At 73.0% G+C, this 10,625-nt stretch carries 10 protein-coding genes; 3 read left to right on the top strand and 7 right to left on the bottom strand.

What is annotated here, in order from left to right; genetic code table 11:
* Positions 1–86: 86 nt before the first annotated feature.
* Positions 87–842 (bottom strand): IclR family transcriptional regulator, encoded by a 756-nt coding sequence (locus VT50_RS06035; RefSeq protein WP_079343771.1) that lies wholly within the window; start codon positions 840–842, stop codon positions 87–89.
* A gap of 29 nt (positions 843–871) precedes the next feature.
* Positions 872–1,612, bottom strand: a complete 741-nt coding sequence (locus VT50_RS06030; RefSeq protein WP_063893241.1) for an SDR family NAD(P)-dependent oxidoreductase — start codon at positions 1,610–1,612, stop codon at positions 872–874.
* A gap of 91 nt (positions 1,613–1,703) precedes the next feature.
* On the opposite strand from VT50_RS06030, the gene VT50_RS06025 reads away from it, so the two are divergent.
* Positions 1,704–2,321, top strand: a complete 618-nt coding sequence (locus VT50_RS06025; RefSeq protein ID WP_240529057.1) for a TetR/AcrR family transcriptional regulator — start codon at positions 1,704–1,706, stop codon at positions 2,319–2,321.
* Positions 2,322–2,333: 12 nt separating this feature from the next.
* On the opposite strand, the gene VT50_RS06020 is transcribed toward VT50_RS06025, so the two are convergent.
* Together VT50_RS06020 and rpe are read right to left on the bottom strand one after the other, a co-directional pair.
* Positions 2,334–3,320, bottom strand: a complete 987-nt coding sequence (locus tag VT50_RS06020; RefSeq protein WP_075200442.1) for a sugar-binding transcriptional regulator — start codon at positions 3,318–3,320, stop codon at positions 2,334–2,336.
* Positions 3,321–3,455: 135 nt separating this feature from the next.
* A complete protein-coding gene (gene rpe, locus VT50_RS06015; RefSeq protein WP_046088127.1) occupies positions 3,456–4,130 on the bottom strand; it encodes a ribulose-phosphate 3-epimerase in 675 nt (224 codons plus the stop codon).
* A gap of 216 nt (positions 4,131–4,346) precedes the next feature.
* Here rpe and VT50_RS06010 point away from each other — a divergent pair, with 216 nt between their 5' ends.
* Entirely contained in the window at positions 4,347–5,279 is a 933-nt protein-coding gene (locus VT50_RS06010; protein WP_046088126.1) for a serine hydrolase, read from the top strand.
* A gap of 32 nt (positions 5,280–5,311) precedes the next feature.
* Here VT50_RS06010 and VT50_RS06005 read toward each other — a convergent pair whose 3' ends face one another.
* The 3 genes from VT50_RS06005 to fmt form a co-directional block, all read right to left on the bottom strand.
* Positions 5,312–6,784 carry an RsmB/NOP family class I SAM-dependent RNA methyltransferase gene (locus VT50_RS06005; protein WP_046088125.1) on the bottom strand — a complete coding sequence of 491 codons (1,473 nt, stop codon included), beginning with the start codon at positions 6,782–6,784 and terminating at the stop codon, positions 5,312–5,314.
* Between the two features lie 43 nt (positions 6,785–6,827).
* Positions 6,828–8,795: an ABC transporter ATP-binding protein gene (locus VT50_RS06000; protein ID WP_046088124.1), complete on the bottom strand. Its 1,968-nt coding sequence runs from the start codon at positions 8,793–8,795 to the stop codon at positions 6,828–6,830.
* A 114-nt stretch (positions 8,796–8,909) separates the two neighbouring features.
* Positions 8,910–9,842 carry a methionyl-tRNA formyltransferase gene (gene fmt / locus VT50_RS05995; protein WP_046088123.1) on the bottom strand — a complete coding sequence of 311 codons (933 nt, stop codon included), beginning with the start codon at positions 9,840–9,842 and terminating at the stop codon, positions 8,910–8,912.
* 295 nt (positions 9,843–10,137) lie between these two features.
* Between fmt and VT50_RS05990 the strand changes: the two genes are divergently transcribed.
* A partial coding sequence (locus VT50_RS05990) for a hypothetical protein (protein ID WP_107424740.1) occupies positions 10,138–10,625 on the top strand: 488 nt, incomplete at its 3' end.

Genomic DNA, 10,625 nt, shown 5'->3' with positions numbered 1-10,625 from the left:
CCGGGCCGCAAGAGGTTTCGGACCGTCTCGGTCCGTGGGGCGCGGGCCCCTCCCGGAGGCCGGGACCGGAGCGGTGCCACCGCGCTTCACCAGCCGGGCCCGCGCCTGCCCACATGGCGCGACAGGCCCTGCGCCGTGGCCCGCAGCGTCGGCCAGACCCGCGCCGCGTCGATCTTCGCCGGAGGCCCGGCGACCGAGATCGCTCCGACCACCGCACCGCTTGGGTTACGGACCGCCGCGGCTACGCACGCGACCCCGACCACGGCCTCCTCCCGCTCCTCCGCGAAGCCCCGCGCCCGCACCCGCTCGATTTCGGCGCGGAGGACGACCAGGTCGCGCACCGAGCGTGAGGTCTGCCCGACCAGGCCGCCCGACACCAGATCGTCGAGCTGGCCGGGGAGGCCATGGGCAAGGATGGCCTTGCCGAGCGCCGTGCAGTGCATCGGCAGCCGACCACCCACGCGTGGCGGCCTCCGGGGCTCGTCGGGGGCGTTGATCTTCTGGATGTACACCACGTCGGGCCCCTCCGGCACCGCGAGGTTCACGGTGGCGTGCGTCGCCTCGGAGAGGCAGGCGAGGAACGGCGCCGCGACGTCGCAGAGCGAGCGCTGGACGGAGACGAGCTGGCCCCACTCGAACATCCGGATCCCCAGGCGGTACCCCCGGCGGGTCCGCTCGAGAACCTTCCACTCGCCCAACTCGCCGAGCATCCGGTGCAAGGTGGTCTTGGGGATGCCGGTCCGCCGGTGGAGCTCCGCGAGGCTCAGCGATTCGTCACCGGGCTCGTAGGCGTTCAGGAGCGCCACGGCCTTCCCGAGGACCGAGTTCGGCAGGGTTGTCACGGCCGGATCTCCCCTCTCAGCCCTTGGTGCTAGGCGGCGAAGCCGCCGTCCACGAGGATGGAGTTGCCGGTGACATGGCGGCCGCCGGGTCCGGCCAGATAGGCCACCATCCCGGCGACGTCCCGTGCGTGTCCGTAACGGCCGAGGGGGATGAAGCCGCGGAGGAAGTCGGCGGCGGGTCCCCCGGCCGGGTTCATGTCGGTGTCCGTCGGGCCGGGGTCCACCACGACCGCGGTGATTCCGCGCGGGCCCAGGTCCCGGGCCAGCCCCCTGGTGAGGCCCGTCAAGGCCGACTTGCTCATCGCGTACAGGGACATTCCCGGGGCGGGCAGCCGTTCGGTCAGACAGCTGCCGATGCTGATGATCCGGCCTCCGTCGGTCATGTGCCGGGACGCGGTCTGTGCGGCGGTGAACACCGACCGGACGTGGATCGCCAGGGTGCGGTCAAGCTCCTCCGGGGTCACCTCCTCCAGGGGCCCGGAGGGGAACACCCCCGCGTTGTTGACCAGGATGTCGAGGCCGCCGAACTCGGCGGCGGTCGTCTCGATCGCCGCCCGCACCGCGCCGGGGTCCGCGTTGTCCGCCTGGATGTCGAGGGCGCGCCCGCCGTTCGCCCGTATCTCCTTCACGAGACCCTTCGCCTGGTCCGCCGCGCTGTGATAGGTCAGGCCGACCGCCGCTCCCCGGTCGGCCAGCGTCCGGGCGATCTCGGCCCCGATCCCACGGCTGCCACCGGTCACCAGCGCCACCTTGCCGGACAGGTCACTCATCTGTGCTCCCTCATTTCTGTGTCGATCGACACAGAAACCTAGCAGCCCGTCGGGACCTGTCAATGGGGTTTGTTTTACAATCGGCACAGAAATGAGGGGAGCGCTCATGGGGCAGCGGGGCAGACCGCGCGGCTTCGACCGGGACACCGCACTGCGCACGGCGATGGAAGTCTTCTGGACGTACGGCTACGACGGCGCCTCGATGACCCGCCTCACCACCGCGATGGGCATCGCGTCACCCAGTCTGTACGCCTGCTTCGGCAGCAAGGAGGGCCTGTTCCGGGAGGCCGTCGAGCTGTACGGGGCCACCGTCGGCGCCCCGGCGCAGCGTGCCCTGGAAGAGGCGCCGACGGCCTACGAGGGCATCCGTGCGCTGCTGCGGGCCAATATCGTCACCTTCGCCGACCCCGAGCGCCCGCCCGGATGCATGGTCGTGCTCGCGGCCGCGGCGGGCAGCGCGCGGAACGAAGAGGTCAGCGCCTTTGTGACCGAGCGCCGACAGGCCGTGCGCGAGCTCTTCCGGCAACGGCTCGAGCGGGGTGTCACGGCGGGTGACGTCCCCGCCACCGCGGACCTCGGGACCCTCGCGGCCCTGTTCACCACCGTGCTGCACGGGCTGGCCGTCCAAGCACGCGACGGCGCCACCACCGAGGAACTGCGGGCGATCATCGAATCGGCGATGCTCAGCGCCCCGAGAGCCGACCCGTGAGCATCGGTTCGCTCACGGCCCGTCCGGGTCCGCCCGGTCGAGGGCGGGGTGGGCGGCGGGGGTGATCCCGAGCAGGTAGTCCGCGGCGGCCGTGTCCGTCACCAGGCTGGTGACCAGGCCGGACCTCAGCACCGCCCCGATCGCCTCGGCCTTACGGCGGCCACCGGCGATCGCCACCACCTCGGGGATCCGGCGCAGCCGGTCGGCCTCCACGGTGATGCAGCGCTCGCCCAGGTCCCGCCCGATGCGGCGGCCCTCGGCGTCGAAGAGGTGGGCCGACATCTCGGCGGCGGCGCCCAGACTCTCGTAGTGGGCCCGCTCCTCCTCCGTCAGCATGTCGTACACCGTGGAGATCCCGGCCTCCCAGGAGCCGATGGAGACACAGGCCACGGTGACCTTGTCGAAGTACTCGAAGGCGCGGGCGATACCGGTCTGGCCGCGCAGGGCGTCCGCGGTGGCCGTGTCCGGCAGCAGCATCGGCGCGTAGATCGGATGCGCCTCACCGCCGGAGACGGCCGCGGCCCGGCGCACCGCCTCGACCGAGCCGCGCTCGGCCGTGCCCGCGTCGTACACGCCCGTGAGCTGGACGACGGTGCACGGGGGCAGCCGGTGCAGCGCGGCCGCCATGTGGATCGTGGACCGCCCCCAGGCCAGCCCCAGCACATCCCCCTCGGTGACCAGCTCGCCCAGCAGGTCCGCGGCGACCTCGCCGAGGTTCTCCGGGTCCGGGGTGTCCGCCTCGGCATCGGCCGGGGACTCCACGACGACCGCGTGGCGCAGCCCGTAGCGGGCTCGCAGCGCGTCGGAGCGCTCCGCGTCGAGCTCGGCCGGAACCCGGATTTCGATGCGCACCAGATCACGCTCGAGCGCCGTCTCCAGCACCCGCGCGACCTTGAAGCGGCTGACGCCGAACTCCTCGGCGATCTGGATCTTGGACTTGCCCTCGAGGTAGAAGCGGCGCGCCATGGCGGCCGCCTGCACCAGTTCGGCGGGTCCCATCCGCGTGGCTGAACGGCCCGTCGACACCGCGGTCTCCTCACTATTCACTGTCCGGACTCACCGTTCATCCTGTCAGAAACGGCGGAGTTGGTTTGACCTTCACCCTTGAGTTCACCGACCGGTGGCCACACCGCCTCATGAACCGGGGGCACCGGTCGCCTTTTCGGCGAGGTGGCGCAGCTCCCGTACGGCCTTGGCCGGGTCGTCGGCGCTGTAGACGGCCGAGCCCGCGACGAACACATCGGCGCCCGCCTCCGCGCACCGCTCGATGGTCTCGGCCGAGACCCCGCCGTCCACCTGGAGCCACATCTGGAGGCCGTGCCGGTCGATGAGCTGCCGGGTGCGGCGGATCTTCGGCAGCATGATGTCGAGGAACGCCTGGCCGCCGAAGCCGGGCTCCACGGTCATCACCAGCAGCATGTCCAGCTCGGGCAGCAGGTCCTCGTACGGCTCGATGGCCGTGGCGGGCTTGAGCGCCATCGAGGCCCGCGCGCCCTTGGCCCGGATCTCGCGCGCCAGCCGCACCGGTGCGGCCGCTGCCTCCACATGGAAGGTGACGGAGCCCGCGCCCGCCTCGATGTACTGCGGCGCCCAGCGGTCCGGGTCCTCGATCATGAGATGGCAGTCCAGCGGGGTCTCCGTGGCCTTGCCCAGCGATGCGACCACCGGCACGCCGAGGGTGAGGTTGGGAACGAAGTGGTTGTCCATGACGTCGACGTGGAGCCAGTCGGCGCCTTCGACCGCCTTCGCCTCATCCGCCAGGCGGGAGAAGTCTGCGGACAGGATGCTGGGACTGATCTGCGGGGCCATGGCTCCAAGCCTCCCACGGTCGGCGCCGGTCCATGGAGCCGGGATCACCGCGCGGAGGCCCGCACCGCGGTGATCACCGGCCTCACCTTGGAATGATCGCCCGCCCCGGCTCGAAGCGATCGCCCGGTCCCGCTCGGATCGACGGACGCCGGGGGAACCAGGATCATGAAGATGTCGGACAGAACCCCCTGGCCATCGTGCGTAAACAGGCGCCCCATGACGAGAGACCGAATACCCCGGCATTCCCGCACCGCGGTGTGCGCGGCGCTCACGGCGGCCGTCGTCGCGGCGCCGCTCGCCGGGGCGGGACCCGCCTCCGCCGCGGCCACGGCACCGCGGCCGGTCTGCGTCTCGCACCAGTCCGGGCTGGCCGGAAAGCTGTCCAGGGACATCGCCGCCGCGCTGCGCGGCCGGTCCGGCACCGTCGCGGTCAGCCTCCGCGACCACGCCAGCGACACCCGCTGCACGCTGCGCGCGAACCGCGGCTTCGACTCCGCGAGCGTGGTGAAGGTGACGGTGCTGGGGACGCTGCTGTGGGACGCTCAGCGGCACCACCGGGGGCTGACCAAACGCGAGAAGACCCTCACCAAAGCCATGATCACCAAGTCAGACAACGCCTCGACCAGCAAGCTGTGGAAGCAGCTGAAGCCCTCCAGGGTCACGGCGTTCCTGCGGGCGGCCGGAATGGACGCCACCGTGCCCGGCAGGAACGGCTACTGGGGGCTCACCCGGATCACCGCCAACGACCAGGAGCGGCTGCTCGACCTGATCACCCGCCCCAACGCGGTGCTGAGCGACGGCTCCCGTAGTTACGTCCTCTCCCTGATGGGCAAGGTCATCCGGGGACAGCGCTGGGGCACCCCGGCCGGAGCCCCGGGCGGTACGGAGATCCATGTGAAGAACGGCTGGCTGAAGCGGTCCACCCACGGCTGGCGGGTGCACAGCGTCGGCGCCTTCACCGGCGGCGGCCACGACTACACCCTCACCGTGCTCACCCAGGACGACCGCACCATGAAGGCGGGCGTGGCCACCATCGAGGCGGTGGCGCGCGCGGTGCACAGGGACCTCAACCCCACCGCCCGCGCCGACGCGCTCTACGCCCCCACCGACCAGCCCGAGGAAGCGCTTCCGGCGGTCCCGGAGGGCTGATCCCGGGAGCTACCGCCCGGAGATGACCGTGGTCAGCCGGTGCGGCGCAGCAGGGCCAGATACATGGCGTCCGTGCCGTGCCGGTGCGGCCACAGCTGGACGTCGGGCCCCTCGCCCAGCTCGGGCAGCCCGGGCAGCAGCGGCCGGGCGTCGATCCACTCCGCGGGGACGGCAGCGCCGCCCCGCCCCTTGAGGACGTCCTCGACCACGGCCCGGGTCTCGGCCGGATGCGGGGAGCAGGTGGCGTAGCCGACCACCCCGCCGGTGCGCACCGCGGCCAGCGCCTCCCGCAGCAGCCCGCGCTGGAGCGGGGCGAAGCCCTCGAGGTCCTCGGGGCGGCGCCGCCAGCGCGCCTCGGGACGGCGGCGCAGCGCGCCCAGGCCGGTGCAGGGCACGTCCACCAGCACCCGGTCGAAGGACCCCGGACGCCACGGCGGCCGGGTGCCGTCCGCGACGATCACCTGATACGGCCCGGGGTTGCCCGCCAGTGCCCTGGCCACCAGCCGGGCCCGGTGCGGCTGCTTCTCGGCGGCCAGCAGCGAGGCACCGCGCCCGGCGGCGAGCGCGGCAAGCAGCGCGGCCTTGCCGCCGGGGCCCGCGCAGCCGTCCAGCCAGCGCCGGTCGGCCCCCTCCAGCGGGGCGTTCACCAGCGCGAGGGCCACCAGCTGGCTGCCCTCGTCCTGCACTCCGGCCCTCCCGTCGCGCACCGCCTCCAGCGCACCGGGCTCGCCGCCCTCGGTGAGCCGCACCGCATACGGCGACCAGCGGCCCGGCACCGCGGTCTGCTCGCCGGCCGCGTCCAGCAGCTCCCCCGGTGTGGACCGGCCGGGCCGGGCGACGAGGGTGACCTCGGGCCGTTCGTTGTCCGCGGCCAGCAGCTCCTCCATACCGGCGCTGCCGCCGCCGAGCGCGTCCCACAGGGCGGAGACGACCCAGCGCGGATGCGAGTGGCGGACACCCAGGTGCTCCTCGGGGTCCTCGTCGTAGGGCGGCGCGACCCGCTCCAGCCAGCCGTCGAGGTCATGGGTGGCGATCTTGCGCAGCACGGCGTTGACGAACTTGGCCCGGCCGTCGCCGAGCACCACCCGGGCCAGCTCGACGCTCGCGGAGACGGCGGCGTGGGTGGGGATACGGGTCCCGAGCAACTGGTGGGCGCCGAGGCTCAGTACGTCGAGCACGGGCGGGTCCACCTCGCGCAGCGGACGGTTCACGCATTCGGCGATGACCGCGTCATAGGTGCCCTGGTGGCGCAGCGTGCCGTAGACCAGCTCGGTGGCGAGCGCCGCGTCCCGGGAGTCGAACCGCGGCCCGCCGCCGGACTCCGCGCTCTCCCGCGCCTTGCGCAGCAGGGGCGGGAGGACGAGGTTGGCGTACGCGTCCCGTTCGTCGACCGCCCGCAGCGCCTCGAAGGCGAGGATCCGCACGGGGTCCTTCTGCGGGCGGCGGTAGGGCTTGCCAGGCCGGTTCGGGGCGTGGGGAGGGCGACGACGGGGCTGGTCGGTCACGGGAAATGTGCTCCGGGGGACGGATCGGGCTGAAGGGACCAGCCTACGTCGCCGGGGCGTCGGCGGTCGTGGGGCCGCCGTCCGGGGCCGTACCGCCGACGGTCGTCCCGTTCGTGGGAGCGGCGGCCACGGCGAACCCGCCGGCCGCCGTCGGCTGCTCGAACTGGGTGCGGTACAGCTCCTCGTAGCGGCCTCCGGCGGCCAGCAGCGCGGTATGCGTACCGCGCTCCACGATCCGCCCGTCCTCCACCACCAGGATGAGATCCGCGGTCCGGACCGTGGACAGCCGGTGGGCGATCACCACCGCGGTGCGCCCTTCCAGCGCCTCGCCGAGCGCCTCCTGCACATCCGCCTCCGAGGTGGAGTCCAGATGCGCGGTGGCCTCGTCAAGGATCACCACCCGGGGCCGGGCCAGCAGCAGCCGGGCGATGGTGAGCCGCTGGCGCTCACCGCCGGAGAGCCGGTAGCCGCGCTCGCCCACGACGGTGTCAAGACCGTCCGGCAGAGCTGCGATCAGCCCCTCGAGCCGGGCCCGGCGCAGCACTTCCCACAGCTCCGCGTCGGTGGCCTCCGGCCGGGCCAGCAGCAGGTTGGCGCGGATCGAGTCATGGAAGAGGTGGCCGTCCTGGGTGACCATGCCGAGGGTGGCGCGGATCGAGTCGGCCGTCAGCTCGCGGACGTCCACCCCCGAGAGGCGTACGGCGCCGCCGTCGGTGTCGTAGAGCCTCGGCAGCAGCTGCGCGATGGTCGACTTCCCGGCGCCGGAGGAGCCCACCAGCGCGACCATCTGGCCCGGTTCGGCGCGGAAGGACAGCCGGTGCAGGACCGGGACGCCGCCGCGGGTGTCCAGGGTGGCGACCTCCTCCAGGGAGGCGAGGGAGACCTTGTCCGCGGCCGGGTAGCCGAAGTCCACGCGGTCGAACTCGACGGACACCGGCCCCTCCGGGACCTCCCTGGCGTCCGGCCGCTCCTTGATCAGCGGCTCGAGGTCCAGTACCTCGAAGACCCGCTCGAAGCTGACGAGCGCGCTCATCACCTCGACCCGCGCCCCGGCCAGCGCGGTCAGCGGCGCGTACAGCCGGGTGAGGAGCAGCGCGAGGGCGACGACGGCGCCGGGGTCGAGCCGCCCGTGCAGCGCGAACCAGCCGCCGAGGCCGTAGACCAGGGCGAGGGCCAGGGCGGAGACGAGGGTCAGGGCGGTCACGAAGGAGACCTGCACCATCGCGGTCCGCACCCCGATGTCCCGCACCCGCCGGGTCCGCGCGGCGAACTCCGCGGACTCGTCGGCGGGCCGCCCGAACAGCTTGACCAGGGTCGCCCCGGGCGCGGAGAAGCGCTCGGTCATCTGGGTGCTCATCGCGGCGTTGTGCGCGGCCGCCTCGCGCCGCAGCTTCGCCAGCCGTCCGCCCACCCGGCGCGCGGGCAGCAGGAAGACGGGCAGGAGCAGCAGTGTCACCAGGGTGATCTGCCAGGAGATCCCGATCATGACGACAAAGGTGAGCAGCAGCGTCACCATGTTGCCGACCACCCCGGAGAGGGTGTCGCTGAACGCCCGCTGGGCGCCGATGACGTCGTTGTTGAGCCTGCTGACCAGCGCACCGGTGCGGGTCCTGGTGAAGAACGCCACCGGCATCCGCTGGACGTGGTCGAAGACGGCGGTGCGCAGATCGAGGATCAGCCCCTCGCCGATGTTCGCCGACAGCCAGCGGGTCAGCAGCCCGAGCGCCGCCTCCGCCACGGCGATCGCGGCGATGAGCCCGGCGAGCGAGAGCACCGTGCCCTGTCCCGAACCGTGGACGATCGCATCCACCACCCGGCCCGCCAGCAGCGGCGTCGCCACCGCGAGCACCGCCGTGACCGTGCTCAGCACCAGGAACAGCAGCAGCTGACGACGGTGCGGACGGGCGAAGGCGCCGATGCGGCGCAGCGTCTCGCGGGAGAAGGGCCGCCGGTCGTCTTGTGCATTGGCCGTCTGGTACAGGGAATGCCAGGCAGTCGATTGCATGTCCATCACGCACCTCCGAGGTCTCGTGAGGAACGTAGGACTTCAACCTAGGTTGAAGTCAACGACCGCCTCGTCGGCGCGGCGGCTTTGGGTACGGCGGCTTTGGGCACGGCGGCCCGCTCAGGCCCCGAGCCGTTCGTCGTCCGCGATCCGCACCCCGCGCGCCCAGTCCGCCGCGAGCATCGGCTTCTTGCCCTGCGGCCGCACCCAGGTCAGCTCGACGGCATGGCTGCCGGTGCCCACGTACACGGCCTTCTTGGTGGCGGCCAGCAGACCGGGCTCCAGATCCGTGCGGTCCGCCACCGGCCGCGCCGAGACGACCTTCAGCCGCTCCCCCCGGAAGGTGGTCCACGCACCCGGGGCGGGGGTGCACGCGCGCACCAGCCGGTCGACGCGCAGCGCGGGCGCCGTCCAGTCGACCTCCGCGTCCTCGACGGTGATCTTCGGGGCGAGCGAGATGCCCTCGTCCGGCTGCGGCACCGGGCGCAGGGTGCCGTTCTCGATGCCGTCCATCGTCGCCTCGAGCAGCCCCGCACCGGCGAACGCCAGCCGGGTCAGCAGATCGCCGCTGGTGTCGGTGGCCCGCACCTGCTCCGTCACCATCCCGAACACCGGCCCGGAGTCCAGCCCTTCCTCGATCTGGAAGGTCGAGGCGCCGGTCATCTCGTCGCCCGCGAGCAGGGAGTGCTGTACGGGCGCCGCACCCCGCCAGGCCGGGAGCAGCGAGAAGTGCAGATTGACCCAGCCGTGCGCGGGGATCTCCAGCGCGGGCTTGGGCAGCAGCGCGCCGTAGGCCACCACCGGGCAGCAGTCCGGCGCGATCGCGGTGAGCCGGGCCAGGAACTCCGGATCGCGCGGCCTGGCGGGCTTGAGCACCTCGATGCCCGCCTCCTCGGCCCGCTCGGCGACCGGGCTGGCCACCAGCCGACGGCCGCGCCCGGCGGGCGCGTCGGGACGGGTCACCACGGCCACCACCTCGTGCTTCCCGGACGCGATCAGCGCGTCCAGAGCGGGCAGGGCGACCTCGGGGGTACCGGCGAAGACGAGCCTCATGGGTGGCGAACTACCTCTCACACAGCGGATACGGCGGGAACGTCGCGAACAGCGCTTCGTCGCAAGCAGCGTCTGAAGTCTATGGTCCGCCGTCCGAGGGGGCGTACGAGCGGACTGCCGCACGCCCCGGACCGTGACCGACGGGCGGGTGCCGCGTTGGTCAAGGCAGATTGACCGCATCGGGCCGCTGTCGCGGCCCGATCCATTTCCCGCCGTCCGTCCGACTCCCCGTCTCCAACCCCCGCCCAGCCCTCCCCCTCCAACTCCCCGTCAACGCCGGTTCGAGAGGCTTTTCATGGCCGACCACGCAACTCATGACGCCCAGGCACGGGCCAGCCTGCACCTCCTGGTCCGGGACATCGAGCGGGTCCGCCGCCAGGTGGACGCGCTGCGCACGCTCACCGCCCAGCTCGGCAATGTCTACCGCCCCCGTCGCACCGGCCCGTCCGCCGGTTTCGTGGTCTACGGGCGCGCCCCGGCCCCCACCGTGCGGCTCGCGCAGGAGCTGCGGGACAGCGTCGAGACGCTGGTCACGGCCGCGGTCGACTTCGACCGTTCGCTCGGCTTCTCCTGGGACGCGGTGGGTTCGGCGCTCGGCGTCACCAAGCAGGCGGTGCACCGCCGTTACGGCGCCCGCCGGGCCGCAGCGCAGAGCGCGGCCGAGGGCGGCGAACCGCCCGCGGGCCGCCCGGCCGAGCCCGCCCCCCTGCCCTCGGTGCCCGCCGCCCGCGCGGTCCCCCCGCAGTCGGCCCCGCCCCTCCGCGAGGACCCCCGCCCCAGCGC

The sequence above is a fragment of the Streptomyces antioxidans genome (assembly GCF_000968685.2).
GTDB lineage: Bacteria > Actinomycetota > Actinomycetes > Streptomycetales > Streptomycetaceae > Streptomyces > Streptomyces antioxidans.
This window is presented reverse-complemented; position numbering and strand designations above follow the sequence as displayed.

What these genes read in the sequence shown, in the direction of transcription:
- VT50_RS06020 (WP_075200442.1), bottom strand. Translation starts at nt 3,320, where the DNA reads ATGGGACCCGCCGAACTGGTGCAGGCGGCCGCCATGGCGCGCCGCTTC.
- VT50_RS06025 (WP_240529057.1), top strand. Translation starts at nt 1,704, where the DNA reads ATGAGGGGAGCGCTCATGGGGCAGCGGGGCAGACCGCGCGGCTTCGAC.
- rpe (WP_046088127.1), bottom strand. Translation starts at nt 4,130, where the DNA reads ATGGCCCCGCAGATCAGTCCCAGCATCCTGTCCGCAGACTTCTCCCGC.
- fmt (WP_046088123.1), bottom strand. Translation starts at nt 9,842, where the DNA reads ATGAGGCTCGTCTTCGCCGGTACCCCCGAGGTCGCCCTGCCCGCTCTG.
- VT50_RS06030 (WP_063893241.1), bottom strand. Translation starts at nt 1,612, where the DNA reads ATGAGTGACCTGTCCGGCAAGGTGGCGCTGGTGACCGGTGGCAGCCGT.
- VT50_RS06010 (WP_046088126.1), top strand. Translation starts at nt 4,347, where the DNA reads ATGACGAGAGACCGAATACCCCGGCATTCCCGCACCGCGGTGTGCGCG.
- VT50_RS06000 (WP_046088124.1), bottom strand. Translation starts at nt 8,795, where the DNA reads ATGGACATGCAATCGACTGCCTGGCATTCCCTGTACCAGACGGCCAAT.